Annotated in this window: 15 protein-coding genes; 4 read left to right on the top strand and 11 right to left on the bottom strand. The window is 71.5% G+C overall.

Going from position 1 to position 15,594, the window contains the following annotated elements; genetic code table 11:
• Positions 1–4: 4 nt before the first annotated feature.
• Both F5972_RS18290 and F5972_RS18285 read left to right on the top strand, forming a co-directional pair.
• Complete coding sequence (locus F5972_RS18290) at positions 5–1,204, top strand: glycosyltransferase (RefSeq protein ID WP_150934769.1); 1,200 nt, start codon at positions 5–7, stop codon at positions 1,202–1,204.
• Between the two features lie 31 nt (positions 1,205–1,235).
• A complete protein-coding gene (locus tag F5972_RS18285; protein WP_150934768.1) occupies positions 1,236–2,504 on the top strand; it encodes a cytochrome P450 in 1,269 nt (422 codons plus the stop codon).
• A gap of 28 nt (positions 2,505–2,532) precedes the next feature.
• Here F5972_RS18285 and F5972_RS18280 read toward each other — a convergent pair whose 3' ends face one another.
• The 7 genes from F5972_RS18280 to F5972_RS18250 all read right to left on the bottom strand — a co-directional run bounded on the left by F5972_RS18280 (position 2,533) and on the right by F5972_RS18250 (position 9,787).
• On the bottom strand, positions 2,533–5,250 hold the full coding sequence (locus F5972_RS18280; RefSeq protein ID WP_150934767.1) for a DEAD/DEAH box helicase: 2,718 nt from the start codon (positions 5,248–5,250) through the stop codon (positions 2,533–2,535).
• Between the two features lie 183 nt (positions 5,251–5,433).
• Positions 5,434–6,324: a diacylglycerol/lipid kinase family protein gene (locus tag F5972_RS18275; RefSeq protein ID WP_150934766.1), complete on the bottom strand. Its 891-nt coding sequence runs from the start codon at positions 6,322–6,324 to the stop codon at positions 5,434–5,436.
• Positions 6,325–6,372: 48 nt separating this feature from the next.
• Positions 6,373–7,242, bottom strand: coding sequence for a twin-arginine translocase subunit TatC (tatC, locus tag F5972_RS18270; RefSeq protein ID WP_150934765.1), 870 nt, complete (start codon positions 7,240–7,242; stop codon positions 6,373–6,375).
• A 38-nt stretch (positions 7,243–7,280) separates the two neighbouring features.
• Positions 7,281–7,607 carry a Sec-independent protein translocase subunit TatA gene (tatA, locus tag F5972_RS18265; protein WP_150934764.1) on the bottom strand — a complete coding sequence of 109 codons (327 nt, stop codon included), beginning with the start codon at positions 7,605–7,607 and terminating at the stop codon, positions 7,281–7,283.
• A 64-nt stretch (positions 7,608–7,671) separates the two neighbouring features.
• A complete protein-coding gene (locus tag F5972_RS18260; protein ID WP_150934763.1) occupies positions 7,672–7,860 on the bottom strand; it encodes a hypothetical protein in 189 nt (62 codons plus the stop codon).
• Between the two features lie 35 nt (positions 7,861–7,895).
• On the bottom strand, positions 7,896–8,849 hold the full coding sequence (locus F5972_RS18255; protein WP_225311608.1) for a helix-turn-helix transcriptional regulator: 954 nt from the start codon (positions 8,847–8,849) through the stop codon (positions 7,896–7,898).
• On the bottom strand, positions 8,846–9,787 hold the full coding sequence (locus F5972_RS18250) for a helix-turn-helix transcriptional regulator (RefSeq protein WP_150934762.1): 942 nt from the start codon (positions 9,785–9,787) through the stop codon (positions 8,846–8,848). Before F5972_RS18250 ends, F5972_RS18255 begins: the two co-directional genes overlap by 4 nt.
• 38 nt (positions 9,788–9,825) lie before the next feature.
• Between F5972_RS18250 and F5972_RS18245 the strand changes: the two genes are divergently transcribed.
• Entirely contained in the window at positions 9,826–10,917 is a 1,092-nt protein-coding gene (locus tag F5972_RS18245) for a DUF3866 family protein (RefSeq protein WP_150934761.1), read from the top strand.
• On the opposite strand, the gene F5972_RS18240 is transcribed toward F5972_RS18245, so the two are convergent.
• Positions 10,863–11,339 carry a DUF3291 domain-containing protein gene (locus F5972_RS18240; protein WP_150934760.1) on the bottom strand — a complete coding sequence of 159 codons (477 nt, stop codon included), beginning with the start codon at positions 11,337–11,339 and terminating at the stop codon, positions 10,863–10,865. The genes F5972_RS18245 and F5972_RS18240 overlap by 55 nt on opposite strands.
• Before the next feature lie 14 nt (positions 11,340–11,353).
• The gene (locus F5972_RS18235; RefSeq protein ID WP_191910191.1) at positions 11,354–12,055 is read right to left on the bottom strand and encodes a helix-turn-helix transcriptional regulator; all 702 of its coding nucleotides are present in this window, start codon (positions 12,053–12,055) and stop codon (positions 11,354–11,356) included.
• 73 nt (positions 12,056–12,128) lie between these two features.
• On the opposite strand from F5972_RS18235, the gene F5972_RS18230 reads away from it, so the two are divergent.
• A complete protein-coding gene (locus tag F5972_RS18230) occupies positions 12,129–13,016 on the top strand; it encodes a chitosanase (RefSeq protein ID WP_318527606.1) in 888 nt (295 codons plus the stop codon).
• 137 nt (positions 13,017–13,153) lie between these two features.
• Here the strand turns inward: F5972_RS18230 and F5972_RS18225 are convergent, their stop codons facing one another.
• Positions 13,154–14,116 carry an FKBP-type peptidyl-prolyl cis-trans isomerase gene (locus F5972_RS18225; RefSeq protein ID WP_150934759.1) on the bottom strand — a complete coding sequence of 321 codons (963 nt, stop codon included), beginning with the start codon at positions 14,114–14,116 and terminating at the stop codon, positions 13,154–13,156.
• A gap of 71 nt (positions 14,117–14,187) precedes the next feature.
• On the bottom strand, positions 14,188–15,546 hold the full coding sequence (gene pafA / locus F5972_RS18220) for a Pup--protein ligase (protein ID WP_150934758.1): 1,359 nt from the start codon (positions 15,544–15,546) through the stop codon (positions 14,188–14,190).
• Positions 15,547–15,594: the final 48 nt, after the last annotated feature.

The raw sequence follows: 15,594 nt of genomic DNA, 5'->3' as shown, positions 1-15,594 counted from the left end.
AAAGATGATCAAAGTCGACGGCGCGATGTACGCCGCCATGACCCGGGGCCCGCGGACCACCGCCGGCACGGTGGCACTGGCGCGGCTGGTGCGTGACAGGGCGGTGCTGCGGACGTTCTTCCGGCACACCCTGGAGCAGATCGACCGGATCCGTCCCCGTCTGATGGTGATCGACAACCTGAACGTCGGCGCGATCGACGCGGCCTGCGCGCGCGGGGTGCCGTACGTGCTGAGCATCGCCTTCCCCCCGAGCGGGGTGTACCTCGGGCGGCTGCCGTGGAGCTACCCGACCCCGACGTCCGGCCTGCCACTCCGGCTGAGCGGCACCCAGCGGATCGCCAACGTCGCGTTCCGGATCCGGATGCGGGCGGCGATGGTGCGCTGCGCCGACCTCACGGCCGCCCGCGAGCGGCGGGCACACGGCATCGCCAACGTCTTCGCCGACCCGGAACGGCACAGCGACGACGCCGTCGCGGTGCTCGGCTACTCCGTCTTCGGGCTGGAACATCCCTTCCCTGCTCCCCCGCACCTGCACATGGTGGGCGCCGTGATCCCGCCGGCGCCGGCCCAGGCGGACCGGGACGACGAGCTGAGCGGCTGGCTCGACCGGCACGAGTCCGTCGTGTACGTGAACATGGGCACCCTGATCAAGCTGTCCGCCGACCGGCTGCGGGAGTTCACCGAGGCGCTGCGGCGGATCGGCCCCGGCAACCAGGTGCTGTGGAAACTGCCCGCCGACCAGCGGGCGCTGCTGCCCGCCGAACTGCCGGCCAACGTCCGTACGGTCGAGTGGGTGCCGGACCACTTCGGGGTGCTCACCCACCCGCACGTGCGCGCCGTCGTCTGCCACGGCGGCAACAACATCTTCCACGAGGCCCTCTACTGCGGGCAGCCCATGCTGGTCATGCCGTTCTGGCTGGACTGCTACGACCTGGCGGCCCGCGCCGTGGACTCCGGCGTCGGGCTCGCCCTGGACAGGCCGCCCGCCTTCGACGCCGCCGAGGTCTCCGCCAAGCTGCTCCGGCTGCTGTCCGGCGATTCCCACCGGCGGCGCAGCCGGCACTGGGGCGACCGGCTCCGGCAGGCCGGGGGCGTCGCGCGGGCCGCCGACATCGTCCTGCGGGCGGCCCGCCTCACACCCGGCGACCGGCTGACCGCGGTACGGCCACAGGACGCCGCGGTCGCGGTAGCACCGGACGCATGAGACCGATGACGACGACAAGGAGGTGACCAGGATGGACCTGCAGTCCGCCCTGGCATGGCTCATGGGCCCCGAGGGGATCGAGGATCCCTACCCGGCGTATCAGGCGTTGCACGAGCACGGCCCGGTCGTGCAGGTGACCGACAGCATGTTCGTCGTGGTCGGCTACGACGCGGCCAACCAGATCCTGCGCGACCCCTCCATCTCCGTGGTGAACGAGGCGCGCCTGGACCGTGACTGGCCGGCCTGGCGGACGAACCGGGCCGCGACGCTGCTGACCGAGACGGTGCTGCTGACCGACCCTCCGGACCACGGCCGCGTCCGCCCCCTGCTCGCCGGCTGGTTCAGCGCGCGACGGGTGGCGGACCTGCGCGGCTTCGTCCGCGAGCAGTCGGACCGGCTGGCCGACGGCGTCGCCGGACGATGCGCCGACGACGGCGTCGCCGACCTCGTGAAGGACTTCGCGCTGCCCCTGCCGGTGTGGATCATGTGTCACATCCTCGGCGTGCCGCCTTCCGACCACCGCTGGTTCGAGGAGCGCGCCGGAGACCTGCTGATCGTGATGGAGGCGTCTCCGCAGCCCGAGGAGCTGGAGCGGGGGAACCGGACGACGCGGGAGATCGAGGCGTACATGACCGACCTCGTCGCCGCCCGGCGCCGCAGGCCGGCGGACGACCTGCCGAGCGCGCTCATCGCCGCCCACGACCGCGACCGGACGGCCCTCACCGCCCAGGAGATCCTGTCCCACCTGGTGCTGCTGATGGCCGCCGCGCTCGACTCGACCGCGTACCTGCTGGCGAACGGCCTGCTGCACCTGCTCCGGCACCCGGAGCACGCGGCCCGGCTGCGCGCGGACGACGGGTTCGCGCAGCCGTACGTCGAGGAGCTGCTGCGCTGGGACGCGCCGTCGCAGTTCACCGTGCGCCGGGCGACCTCCACGATGCAGGTCGCCGGCACAACGCTGCCGCCGGACGCCGAGATCCTGATCCTCCTCGGCGCGGTGAACCGCGACCCCCGGCGCTTCGACTCGCCCCAGGAGTTCCGGCCCGACCGGCCCGGCAACCACTCGCTCTCCTTCAGCGCGGGCCCGCACTTCTGCTTCGGGGCCCCGCTGGCCCGGCTGGAGGCGCAGATCGCCCTTCCGGCGGTCCTGCGCCGGCTGCCGGACCTCACGCTCGCGGGCGAGCCCACCCGGCTGAACCGGCGGGCCATCCGCTGGTACGGCCGCGTCCCCGCGACCGTCCCCGCGACCGCCACACAGACCACCACGGGGGCCGTACCGCAGACTGTCAGCGTGGCGTGACGCGGCGGCGCCGGGCCCGGCGCAGTGATCAGCTCACGGAGGAGTAGGCGACGACTCCGCGGCGCATGGCGTCGACGGCCTTGCCGGCGTTCTCCGCGACCTTGCCACCCCGGGGAGCGGCCTCCCTGATCTGCCCGAGCAGGTCGAGCAGCTGCTTGATCCAGCGGACGAAGTCGCCCGCCGCGAGGTCGCAGTCGGTCAGCACGGCATCGAGGCTGTGGCCCTTGGCCCACCGGAAGGCCGCCCAGGCGAAGCCGACGTCGGGCTCGCGGACGAACGACAGGCCGTGGTCCTGCTCGATGCCCTCCAGCTCGCCGAACAGGCGCACCATCTCCGCGAGCGCGTCCCGGGCCGCGCCGGCCGGGATCTTGGGGCTGCGCATGTCGTCGGACTGCCGCGACTCGTAGACCAGCGCCGACACGCAGGCGGCCAGCTCGGCGGGGTCGAGCCGGTCCCACACTCCGGACCGCAGGCACTCGGAGGTGAGCAGGTCGAGCTCGGTGTAGAGGGAGGCGAGCCTGCGGCCCTCCTGGGTGACGGTCTCGCCCTCCAGGTAGCCGAGCTGGTCGAGCACCCCGCAGACCCGGTCGAAGGTCCGCGCGATGACGTGGGAGCGTCCCTCGACCCGGCGGCGCAGGCCCTCGGTCTCGCGGAGCAGCTTGTAGTAGCGCTCGGCCCAGCGGGCGTGGTCCTCCCGCTGGTCGCAGCCGTGACAAGGATGCTGCCGCAGCTCGCGGCGCAGCTGGAGGATCTCCTCGTCCTCCGCCGCGTGGTCGCGGGCCCGGGGCGGCTTGCCGAGGTCGCGGTCGCCCAGCTTCGCGTGCACGGTCGAGACGAGGTTGGCCCGCTCCTTGGGCGAGCGGGGGTTGAAGCCCTTGGGGATCCTGATCGTGTCGACGGGCTCCACCGGCACCGGGAAGTCGGCCGCCGACAGCCGCTTCACCTGCTTGCCGATCGTCAGCACGAGCGGCGCCGGCCCCTCGTGACCCCGGGCGTTGGTGCCCGGGTCGAGCACGACCGCGATGCCCGCGCGCCGCCCGCCCGGCACCCGGATGACGTCCCCGGGCTTGAGCTCCTCAAGGGACTGCACGGCCTGGGCCCGCCGTGCCGCGCCCCGCTGGCGCGACAGCTCCGCCTCACGGTCCGAGAGCCGCCTGCGCATCGCCGCGTACTCCTGGAAGTCGCCGAGATGGCAGGTCATCGCCTCGGAGTAGCCCTCCAGGGCGTGCTCCGCCTTGCGGAGCTGGCGGGCCAGCCCGACCACGGCCCTGTCGGCCTGGAACTGGGCGAAGGAGTCCTCGAGCAGCGTCCGCGCCCGCTCCCGGCCGACCTGCCCGACGAGGTTGACCGCCATGTTGTACGAGGGCTTGAAGCTGGAGCGCAGCGGATAGGTGCGGGTGCCCGCGAGGCCGGCGACCGCGAGGGGGTCCATCCCGGGCTGCCAGACCACCACCGCGTGGCCCTCGATGTCGATGCCGCGCCGCCCGGCCCGGCCGGTGAGCTGGGTGTACTCCCCCGGAGTGAGGTCGGCGTGGGTCTCGCCGTTCCACTTGTCCAGCTTCTCGATCACCACCGACCTGGCCGGCATGTTGATGCCGAGCGCCAGCGTCTCGGTCGCGAAGACCGCCTTCACCAGGCCCTTCGTGAACAGCTCCTCGACGACCTCCTTGAACGCGGGGAGCATGCCCGCGTGGTGGGCCGCGAGGCCGCGCTCCAGGCAGTCGCGCCATTCGAGGTAGCCGAGCACCGCGAGGTCCTCGTCGGGCAGGTGGGCCGTCCGCTCGTCCACGATCTGGCGGATCTCGTGGCTCTCGGGCTGGGTGGTGAGGCGCAGCCCGGAGTAGAGACACTGCATGACCGCGGCGTCGCAGCCGTTGCGGGAGAAGATGAAGGTGATCGCCGGAAGCAGGCCCTCGGCGTCGAGCTTCTCGATCACGTCGGAGCGGCTCGGGGTCGTGCCCCGGCCGGGCCGCGAATAGCCCCGCCTGCCCCGGGCCTGCGCCAGCCGCATCTCGTCACGGGAGATCCGCATCAGGGACGGGTTCACCCGCAGGACGCCGTCGCCCTCGTTGACGAACAGGTCGTACATCCGGTTGCCGACCAGCATGTGCTGCCACAGCGGCACCGGCCGGTGCTCGTCGACGATGACCGTGGTGTCGCCACGCACCTCGCCCAGCCACTCGCCGAACTCCTCGGCGTTGCTGACCGTCGCCGACAGGGCCACCACCCGCACCGACTCCGGCAGGTGGATGATGACCTCCTCCCACACCGCGCCGCGGAACCGGTCGGCGAGGTAGTGCACCTCGTCCATCACGACGTACGCGAGACCGGTCAGCGTGTTCGACCCCGCGTACAACATGTTGCGCAGGACCTCGGTGGTCATCACGACGATCGGGGCCTCGCCGTTGACGCTGTTGTCACCGGTGAGGAGGCCGACCTTGCGCGCGCCGTACCGCCGGACCAGGTCGTTGTACTTCTGGTTGGACAACGCCTTGATCGGCGTGGTGTAGAAGCACTTGCGGCCCTGCTCCAGGGCCAGATGGACGGCGAACTCCCCCACCACCGTCTTGCCCGACCCGGTGGGCGCGGCCACCAGCACGCCGTCCCCCGCCTCCAGCGCCTGGCAGGCGTCGATCTGGAACTCGTCGAGCTCGAAGTCGTAAAGTTCGCGGAACGAGGCGAGAGCCGGCCCGGCACCGGACTGCCCCTCACGGAAAGCGGCGTAGCGTTCCGCTGGCGTACTCATACGTCAACCCTACCGATACCCGCTACACCGCCGGGGAGCGTGCTTCCCGCTTCACCATCGGGGCGCTCACTTCCGCCATGTCGTGCCGGAGGCGCGCCATAAGCGCTTCCCTCGTCGCTCGTCCCTCGCTCCTCAGTCCAGATCGGCGGCGCGCCCCTCCGGTTCGCTCCAGTCTTGCGGTCTTTACGTTGTAGATTCGGGGGTCAGGACGTGGAGGGCGGCGGGCTCGACCGCGCAGCTGAGGGGGACCGGGCCGATCCGCTCGCCGTCCGCGTACGCGACGGTGTCCGGGGCCTCGATCTCCACCCGGCGGGCCCGCCGCAGGGTCACCGCGGGGTGGCCGACGTGGGTGCCCCGGTAGACCCGGGGGAACGTGCGGAGGAACTCCCCCTTGGGGATCGCTCCGAGCACGAGCACGTCGAGCAGGCCGTCGTCGGGCCGGGCGTCTGGACACACCCGCATCCCGGCGCCGTACGAGCGGGTGTTGGCCACCGCCACGAGCATCGCCTCGCGTTCGACGGTCTCGCCGTCGAGGGTGATCCGGAACGGGATCGGCGTGAACGAGCGCAGTTCCCGCGCGAGCGCGACAAGATACTTGGCCATTCCGGGCGGCCACGTCATGACGTTGGCCCGTTCGTTGACGCGGGAGTCGAACCCGCAGGCGAGGACCCCCGCGAACCACTCCCCCGTGCCGGTCCTGCCCGCGTCCACGGCCCTGGACGCGCCGCGGGTCACGACGTCCGCCGCGGCGAGGAGGTCCCGGCGGGGCACGCCGAGGGCGGCGGCGATGTCGTTGCCGGTGCCCGCGGGCACGATGCCGAGCGGAACGGACGTTCCCGCCACAGCCTGTACGGCGAGGTGGACCAGGCCGTCGCCGCCGAAGGCGACGAGTGCGGCGGGGCCGGCCGCGACGGCGGCGCGGGCCCGGTCGAGCGCGTCGGCCGCCGAGGTCCCGACGACCACCGAGACCGGCCGGCCTCCCGCGCGCAGCCGGCGCAGCACCGGGGCGAGCAGGCGCAGCGTACGGCCGCCCCGGGCGGCGGGGTTCACCAGGACGACGAGCTCATCGCGCACAGGCGGAACCTACCGCCGCCCACGCGGCGGCACCAGAGGAATCCTCGGTCAGTCCCGGGCGTCGACCGAGGCCGAGTCCGCGGTGGCGGACGGCCCGTCGAGCTCCTCTTCGATGGCACGTGCGTGCGCCGCGTCGGCGGCGTCGCGCCTCTTGTCGTGGAAGTACATGAAGGCCATCGCGACGAAGAACAACGCGATCATCGGGAGCGCCAGGGCAAGCATGGTGATGGGGTCCTGGCTCGGCGTCGCGACGGCCGCGAAGACGAACATCAGGAACACGACCATGCGGGTGTGCTTCGACACCATCCGATAGCGCACGACGCCGATGACGTTGAGGAACACCAGCAGCAGCGGCATCAGGAAGGAGATACCGAAGATGATGAGCATCGCCAGCGCGAAGCTGAGGTACTCGTTGATGCTCACCAGGGTCAGCGTGCCGTCGGGCGCGAAGCCGAGCAGCAGCGCCAGGCCCTTGTCCATGGTGATGTAGGCCAGGGCCGCTCCGGCCGTGAACAGCGGCACGGAGAGGCCGAGGAACGCCACGGTGTACCGGCGCTCGTTCTGGTACAGGCCCGGGGTCACGAAGGCCCAGAGCTGGTAGATCCAGAACACCGCCGACACCACCAGGCCGAACATCACCGCGACCTTGAGGTTCACGAAGAACGAGTCGAAGACTCCGTTCACCACAAGGATGCACTGGTCCTTGTTGAACTGGTGGGCCTGCGGCAGGCGGCAGTACGGCTGCTTGAGGAAGTTCCAGATCGGGTCGAAGTAGATGAACCCGACAGCGGTTCCGACGACCACCGCCAGGATGGCCTTGACCAGCCGGTTGCGCAGCTCGCGGAGATGCTCCATGAGCGTCATCCGCCCGTCCTCCGACGTGGACGTGACGGGGGTCGACCGTTTCAGCAGCGCCATCTAGCTCGTCCTGGGATCGATGGGGGTGTGCGGCGTGGCTAGTTGGAACGCGGCTCGTTCTGCGAGCTCACCGGCTGCTGCGTCTCGCGCAGCTTCCGGTTCTCCTCCTCCAGCGCGCGCAGCCGCTCCTCGACCGACGGGGTGGCCGGCGGGATCTGCGCCGGCGGCGGGGCGACGGTCTCGGCCTCGGCCCGCACCGTGGCCTGCTTCGCCTCGTCCTCGTCGCTCAGCTTGCTGGTCTCCTTCTTGAACAGGCGCAGCGACTGCCCCAGAGCCTTCGCGGTGTCGGGGAGCTTCTTGGCGCCGAAAAGAAGGATCAGAACCAGGAGGATCAGGATCCATTCCATGGGTCCGAGGTTGGGCATGTCGTGTCCTTACCGCGAGGGCCGTACCTACTCCACCGATCGTACGCGCAGAACGGCCTGAAGTTCACCTGCTGTCCGGATCGGCTGTTGGGCTGATCTTGGAAAACGCCTCCTCCCGGGCCCGGACGCGGCTTCTGGCCAGGTCGACCTCGGCCCGCAGCGCCCGCGCCGCGGCGAACACCCGGGCGGCCGGCCAGGCGAGGACGGCGAGCCCGGCCACGGCCGCCCCGGTGAGGGCGAAGATCCAGGTCATGCCGGTCCTCTCGCAGGTCAGACGGGGTGCCGAGGTCAGACGGCCGTCTCGTAGGCGGCCAGCGCCTCTGTGGCGGCGGCCGACACCCGATCGGCCAGCGACGCCGGGGACACCACCCGGCCGCTGTCGCCCAGCCGGAGCGCGAGCCGTACGAGCCAGGACTGGTCACGACCCCGCAACGATACGCGCAGGCGGCCCTCCCCCAGCTCGGCGACCTCCTCGCACGGGTAGTACTCCGCGACCCAGCGCCCGGCGGGGGTGAGCTCCAGCTCCACCACCTCGTCGCCGTCCGACGGCCGGAAGACGCCCCGGGTGACGTCCATCGGCTCCGCCTCGGCCGGTGGGTCGGCGGCGACGTCAAGCACCTCGACGTCCATGATCCGGTCGACGCGGAACATCCGCATCGCCTCCGCGCGGTAACACCAGCCCTCCAGGTAGTGCTGCCCGTCCACGAGCACCACCCGCAGCGGGTCGACCTCCCTGGGGGTGATCTCGTCACGGCCCGGCACGTAGTAGCGCAGCGAGAGCCTCCGGCCCCGCCGGGCGGCGTCGGTGATGACCGCGTGGGCGTCCGGGGCCGCGCCGATCTCCACCTGGACCTGGCTGCTCACCGTGGCGGCGCCCTCGCCGGCCGCCTGCTCCAGCTTCGCGATGACCCGTCCGAGCACGTCGCGGTCCTGGAACTCGGGCAGCTCGTCGAGCATGCGCAGCGCGACGAGCAGGGCACTCGCCTCGTCCACGCCGAGCTTCAGCGGGCGGGCGATCGCGTCGGCGTTGTCGATGAGGATCTCGCCGCCGTCCCACGAGACGTCGATCAGGTCGCCCGGGGTGTGCCCGGGCAGGCCGCACATCCAGACGAGCTGGAGGTCGTCGACGAGCTGCTTCTCCGACAGGCCGAACAGGCGCGCCACCTCGGGCACCTGCGCGCCCGGGTGCGACATCAGGTACGGCACGAGCGCGAGCAGCCGCGGCAGCCGGTCCGAGCTCACTGCAGGGCCCCCTTCAGACGGCGGATCACGGCCTCGCGGGCGTCCGGCGGCTCGACCACCACGGCGTTGCGGCCGAGGCTCGCGAGCCAGCCCGCCAGGCGCTCGGGGTCGGCGAAGGTCACCTCGGCCTCGTCCCACTCCTCCGGCCCGGTCCGTACGGCCTGGGCGGCGTGGCGCAGCCCGAGACAGGTCCCCTTGCGCACGCGCACCAGCGCGACCCGCTCCGTGGGCAGGTCCTGGTAGCCCACCATCGACCGCAGGTCGAGCTCCTCGGGGACGGTGAAGGCGCCCGGCCGCCCGAGAGTGGAGACGGCCCCGGTGATCCGGCTGAGGCGGAAGACCCGGGGCGCGCCGCGGTCGCGGTCGTGGCCGACGAGATACCACCTGCCGCGCCGGCTGACGACGCCCCACGGCTCGACCGTGCGCCGGAGCACCGACTCGCTGCCGGCCGAGCGGTAGTCGAACGTCACGGCCCGCCTGTCCCGCACGGCCTCCCACAGGGCGGGGAACGCCGGGTCGCGGGTGTCCACCCGCAGCTCCAGGGGGCTCTCCGGGAGGTCGGCGTGCACGCCTCCGGCCGTGAGCTTCAGCAGGGCTCCGCTGGCGGCCTCCGCCAGGCTGGCCCGCTGCCACACCTGGGCGGCCAGGCCGATGACGGCCGCCTCGTCCGGCTCCAGCGTGATCTCGGGCAGCTCGTAGGACTCGCGGCTGATCCGGTAGCCGGGGTCGTCCTCCCACGGGTCCTTGTGGACCTCGATCGGGATGCCGATCTCGCGCAGTTCGTTCTTGTCGCGCTCGAACATGCGCTGGAAGGCCTCGTCGTTGTCCGGGTCGTACCCAGGCACGGCCTGCCGGATCTGCTCCGCGCTCAGCGGCCGCCGCGTCGCGAGCAGGCAGATCACCAGATTGAGCAGCCGCTCGGTCTTCCGCCGCGACATCGGGCCTCCCTTCCGTCGGAAACGCTACCCTTTCCGGCGTGATCAGATGGCGCAAGGGCGAGGTGGTGCGGGTTCGGCGCGAGTGGCCGGGGGCGGTGGAACTCGACGTCGCCGTCGCCGAAGGCGAGTGCCGGGCACTCGCCTATCCCCCGCTCGTCGGACGCCCTGAGGTGGGCGACACCGTCCTGCTCAACACGACCGCCCTCGCCATGGGCCTCGGTACGGGAGGGTACGCCATGGTGGTGGCCGTCCCGGACCGTTTGCCGCAAGATCCTTCCGGCCCCGGCCACCTTGTGAAGGCACGCTACACCCCCCTGCAGGCCACCGTGCTCGGCGCGGACGAGCAGGGCTCCCCCCACCACGAGGCGCTGCGCGAGGCCGACTCCGTCGACGGCATGCCGGTCGTGGTCGCCGACCTGCACTCCGCGCTGCCGGCGATCCTGTGCGGCCTGTACGCGGGCTCCCTCCCGGACACCCCGGCGGGCTCACCGGGGATCAGGGTGGCGTACGTGATGCAGGACGGCGGGGCGCTGCCGGCCTGGTTCTCCATGTCGTGCGCGAAGCTGCGGGAGGTGGAGTGGCTGTGCGGGGTCGTGACGACCGGCCAGTCGTTCGGCGGTGACGTCGAGGCGGTCACGCTGCACACCGGTCTCCTCGCGGCCCGCCACGTGCTCCACGCCGACGTCGCGGTGGTGGCGCAGGGCCCGGGCAACCTCGGCACCGGCACCCGCTGGGGGTTCTCCGGCGTCTCCGCGGGCGAGGCGGTGAACGCCGCCGCCGTGCTGTCCGGGCGGCCCGTGGCCGCGCTCAGGGTGAGTGAGGGCGACCTGCGCGAGCGGCACGTCGGGGTGTCGCACCACTCGATCACCGCGTACGGCCGCGTGGCGCTGGTCCCGGCCCAGGTCGTCGTGCCCGACCTGCCCGGCGCGTTCGGGGTGACCGTACGCGAGCAGGCCACGGCCCTCGCCGGCCGGCACGAGATCGTCACGGTGCCGGTGGACGGCCTGCACGAGGCGCTGAAGGCGTCACCCGTGCGGCTGTCGACGATGGGCCGCGGCCTGGAGGAGGACCTCGCCTACTTCCTCACCTCCGCCGCCGCCGGGCGGCACGCCGCCTCGCTGCTCCCGTAGAACTCACGGAACGTGAACGCCTCCGGGCCCGCCCCTTCGGCCCGGAGGACGCTCAGGCGTGCCATGGCCTCGTCGACTGTCGGAAGGTGCCCCTCGGGCACCCACCACAGCACCAGGTACGGCTCGGCCATCCGGTGGAACCACTCCCGGCGGCGCCGCATCACCTCCAGATGGGCGCTGCGGTAGGCGAAGTTCCACAACGTCTCGCGGGACTCCCAGACCGAGAGGTTCACGAGCAGCAGCCGGTCGTTCTCGTACTGGATCAGGTCCGTGGCCAGATTGCCCTCCTGCATGCGCCAGACGAAGCCGGGCGCCGAGTCCGACACCTGGTAGATCGGTTCCAGGGCCTCGAGGAAGCCGGTCAGCGCGGGCGAGTCGATGGGCTCCCGTAAACGGGCGATGTTGAGCTGGGCGAGATGCATGCCCCGATTCTAAATCAATCTTCATTGTTTTTAGAAGAGGCGGCGCTCTGGGAGATGGCGCCCGGGCCGAAGGCGACGCAGCACTCCTCCGGGCGGGGGTCGAGCATCGCGGTGATCCCCGTCTCGCCCAGCCCGGCCAGTAGTCCCCGGCACAGCGCGAGGTTCATCGAGCAAACGAGCACCGGATGGGTCTCCGCCAGCACGTGGAATGGACAGTTGCGCAGCCGGATCCGCCCCTCCTCCTCGTACGGCTCGTAACCCCGCTCCCGCAGCACCTCCACGAGATCTCCGGCCTCGCCGGAGGCGTCCCCGGAGGGCGCCACGGAGGCCAGGCGCTCCCCGGCCCGGCGGGCGGCCTCCTCGGCCTTCTCCTCACCACCCAGGAGGTCGACGGTCTCGGCCAGCACGAGCGCGAGCGTGCGGTAGTCGCGGGGCGGCAGGCTCACGGACCGCTCCTCCCGCGCCCGCCGGTAGACCTTGGCCGGGCGCCCGCTGCCCGGCCCAGTCCGGCCGGTGAGCCGCCTGAAGCCCGCCTCCAGCAGGCCCGCCTCCACCAGTTTGTCGAGATGGAAGGCCGCCAGCGTGCGCTGGATCCCGACGGCCTCGGCCGCCTCGTTGCGGCCCACGTCCCGCCCCCGCTCGCTCACGAACCGGTACAGCGCCCGCCGCACCGGATCGCCCAGCGCGCTCATCGACTCCAGGTCGTCGCTCACCACAGCGGGAGTCTAGGTCGTAAGCTGCGGATCTCCCGCGGCCGTACCGGCGCGGGCGGAGATCGGAGCGACACGCGTGAAATCCCCCCTCATCAGGCCTGTCCCCCGGCGGGCGGTGCTGCTGCCGGCCCTCGCGGCCGTCACCGCACTCGCGGCCGTCGCCCCCGCGACGGCGGCGCCGGGCGCGCACGCGGCGCCCGGCCCGGGCGCGTCCCCCGGGCCCGCCCTGTCGATCACCGTACGGCCCGCGCCGACCGGCCTCACGGACACGAGAAAGAAGGAGATCGCGATGGAGCTCGTCTCCAGCGCGGAGAACTCGTCACTCGACTGGAAAGCGCAGTACGCGTACATCGAGGACATCGACGACGGGCGCGGCTACACGGCGGGGATCATCGGGTTCTGCTCCGGCACCGGTGACATGCTCGGCCTGGTCGTCCTCTACACCAGGCGCAGGCCCGGGAACCCGCTCGCGGGATATCTGCCGGCGCTGCGGCAGGTGAACGGCACCGACTCGCACCGGGGACTCGGCCCCGGCTTCGTGAAGGCCTGGCGCGCCGCCGCGGCCGACCCGGTCTTCCGGCGGGCTCAGGACGACGAACGCGACCGGGTCTACTTCGGCCCGGCCGTCGCGCGGGCCGAGGCCGACGGCCTGCGCGCCCTCGGCCAGTTCGTCTACTACGACGCGATGGTCATGCACGGTCCCGGCGCCGACCCGGTCAGCTTCGGCGGCATCCGGGCGACGGCCATGAGAAAGGCGAGGACCCCCGCCCAGGGCGGCGACGAGGTGACCTATCTCAACGCGTTCCTCGACGCCCGGAAGGCGGCGATGAGGACCGAGGAGGCGCACGCCGACACCAGCCGGGTCGACACGGCCCAGCGGGTGTTCCTCAGGAGCGGCAACCTCGACCTCGACCCTCCGCTGCGCTGGAAGGTCTACGGCGACGCCTACGAGATCGCCCGCTGATCCGTCGCTGATCCGACGGCCACGTGCCCGGACCTGGCGGGGGCGCCGGGTGCCTCCGGCGAGGCGAAGGCACCCACGCGGCCGGCTCCCATCCGGCGTCCCGCCCGGCGAGCGGGCGGGGCCGGGGCGGGGTGCGGTCAGGCGGCGCCGAGAACGTCGACGACGAAGACGAGGGTGTCGGTGCCCTTGATGCCGCCCTGCTCGTTGCCCTTCTTGCCGTAGCCGAGGTCCGGCGGGATCGTCAGGAGCACGCGGCTGCCGACCGGGACGCCGGTCAGGCCCTGCGCCCAGCCCTTGACGACCTGGTTGAGGGCGAACGTCGCGGGCTGGCCGCGGTCCCAGCTGGAGTCGAACTTCTTGTCGGTGCCCCAGATCTTGCCGACGTAGTGGGCGAGGACCGTCTGGTCGGCCTTCACCTCCGGGCCGCCGCCCTTGATCACGGTCTTGACCGTGAGCTTCTTCGGGGCCTTCTCGCTGGTCTTGGTGGTCAGGCCGGGGGCCTTGTCGCCGGCGGAGCCGTCCAGCTTGACGCCGGTGACCCCCGGGTCGACCGCGGTGCCCTGGACCGACTTCAGCGTGGCCGAGACGACGTCGATGACCAGCACCTGGGAGGTGCTGTCGAAGTCCTGGCCCTGCTGCTTGGCCTGGGTGACCTGGTCGGCGGAGAGGTTGTCCTTGGCGACCACGGCCATCACCCGGCCGCCGGGCTTGGCGCCGACCAGCGCCTCGTGCAGCGCCTTGGGCAGCTGCGGGCTGACCGTCACGAACTCCGACTTGCCCTGGTCGTAGTCGGAACCGGCCGCCTTGTTCTCCTTGCCGTCCCAGTTGTAGACCGTGACCTTCGCGGTGAGGACGTCACCGTCCACGGCGGGCGTCCCCTGACCCTCGAGGACCTTGATAGAGGCCGAGGTGAGAGAGGGCTTGCCCGAGGGGAAGGTCAGGGTCGGCTTCTGGCCGGCCTCACCGGTCACCTTGATGGCCGAGGCGGCCGCCTGGCCGCTGGAGGCGGGGCTCGCGGTGGACGTGCTCTTCTGCGCGGTTCCGCAGGCGGCGGCGAGCAGGAGAGGCAGGGCGGCGACGAGTGCCGTACGACGGCGCATATGGGAATCCTCAAACAGACAGCGGGTCCGGGCCAGGCTACCCGAACCCGCCGTCAGAGCGGTGTAAGAGATCACATACCCGCGATGAGCTTGTCGACCCTCTCGTCCACGCTGCGGAACGGATCCTTGCACAGCACCGTCCGCTGGGCCTGGTCGTTGAGCTTCAGGTGGACCCAGTCAACGGTGAAGTCACGCCGCTTCTCCTGCGCCTTGCGGATGAACTCTCCGCGCAGCTTGGCCCGCGTGGTCTGCGGCGGAACCGATTTGGCCTCGAAGATCCGGACGTCGTCGGCCACCCTCTCGACCGCTCCCCTCTTCTGCAGGAGGTAGAACAGGCCGCGCTTGCGGTGGACGTCGTGGTAGGCGAGGTCGAGCTGCGCCACCCTGGGCGAGGACAGCGGCAGGTCGTACTTCTGCCTGTAACGTTCAATCATCTGGTACTTGGTGACCCAGTCGATCTCCCGCGAGACGAGGTCGAGGTCGCCGGTCTCGACCGCGCGCAGCGTGCGTTCCCACAGCTCCAGCACCCGCTTGGCGGTCTCGTCCCCGCCTCGGCGGTCGACGAAGTCGCGCGCCTTGGTGAGGTACTCCTGCTGGATCTCCAGGGACGACGCCTCCCTGCCGTTGGCGAGGCGCACCCGGCGCCGCCCGGTCATGTCGTGGGACACCTCCCGGATCGCCCTGATCGGGTTCTCCAGGGACAGGTCCCGCATCACGATTCCGGCCTCGATCATGCGCAGCACCAGGTCGGTGGCGCCGACCTTGAGCAGCATGGTGGTCTCGCTCATGTTCGAGTCGCCCACGATGACGTGCAGGCGGCGGAACCGCTCGGCGTCCGCGTGCGGCTCGTCGCGGGTGTTGATGATCGGCCGGGACCGGGTGGTCGCCGAGGAGACGCCCTCCCAGATGTGCTCGGCCCGCTGGGAGACGCAGTAGACGGCTCCGCGCGGGGTCTGCAGCACCTTGCCCGCGCCGCAGATGATCTGCCGCGTCACCAGGTAAGGGATCAGGACGTCGGCCAGCCGCCCGAACTCCCCGTGCCGGCCCACGAGGTAGTTCTCGTGGCAGCCGTAGGAGTTGCCGGCCGAGTCGGTGTTGTTCTTGAACAGGTAGATGTCTCCCGCGATGCCCTCCTCGCGGAGCCGCTTCTCGGCGTCTACGAGGAGACCCTCCAGGATCCGCTCCCCCGCCTTGTCGTGGGTCACCAGCTCCACGACGTTGTCACACTCAGGGGTGGCGTACTCGGGATGGCTGCCCACGTCCAGGTAGAGACGTGCGCCGTTGCGTAGGAAGACGTTGCTCGATCGGCCCCAGGACACCACTCGCCGGAACAGGTACCGCGCCACCTCGTCCGGCGACAGCCTCCGCTGCCCGCGGAACGTACAGGTGACGCCGTACTCGTTCTCCAGCCCGAATATGCGTCGATCCATCACCTCACCCTATTCCCCGGAACCGGCGGCCGAACAGTGATCAGGCGG

This window comes from Microbispora cellulosiformans (genome assembly GCF_008728085.1).
Lineage (GTDB): Bacteria > Actinomycetota > Actinomycetes > Streptosporangiales > Streptosporangiaceae > Microbispora > Microbispora amethystogenes.
The sequence above is the reverse complement of the archived record's forward strand: the minus strand, read 5'-3'. Positions and strand labels throughout refer to the sequence as shown.

Coding starts and splice junctions, on each gene's coding strand:
- F5972_RS18290 (WP_150934769.1), top strand. CDS start 5: ATGATCAAAGTCGACGGCGCGATGTACGCCGCCATGACCCGGGGCCCG.
- F5972_RS18285 (WP_150934768.1), top strand. CDS start 1,236: ATGGACCTGCAGTCCGCCCTGGCATGGCTCATGGGCCCCGAGGGGATC.
- F5972_RS18280 (WP_150934767.1), bottom strand. CDS start 5,250: ATGAGTACGCCAGCGGAACGCTACGCCGCTTTCCGTGAGGGGCAGTCC.
- tatC (WP_150934765.1), bottom strand. CDS start 7,242: ATGGCGCTGCTGAAACGGTCGACCCCCGTCACGTCCACGTCGGAGGAC.
- tatA (WP_150934764.1), bottom strand. CDS start 7,607: ATGCCCAACCTCGGACCCATGGAATGGATCCTGATCCTCCTGGTTCTG.
- F5972_RS18260 (WP_150934763.1), bottom strand. CDS start 7,860: ATGACCTGGATCTTCGCCCTCACCGGGGCGGCCGTGGCCGGGCTCGCC.
- F5972_RS18250 (WP_150934762.1), bottom strand. CDS start 9,787: ATGTCGCGGCGGAAGACCGAGCGGCTGCTCAATCTGGTGATCTGCCTG.
- F5972_RS18240 (WP_150934760.1), bottom strand. CDS start 11,339: ATGCATCTCGCCCAGCTCAACATCGCCCGTTTACGGGAGCCCATCGAC.
- F5972_RS18225 (WP_150934759.1), bottom strand. CDS start 14,116: ATGCGCCGTCGTACGGCACTCGTCGCCGCCCTGCCTCTCCTGCTCGCC.
- pafA (WP_150934758.1), bottom strand. CDS start 15,546: ATGGATCGACGCATATTCGGGCTGGAGAACGAGTACGGCGTCACCTGT.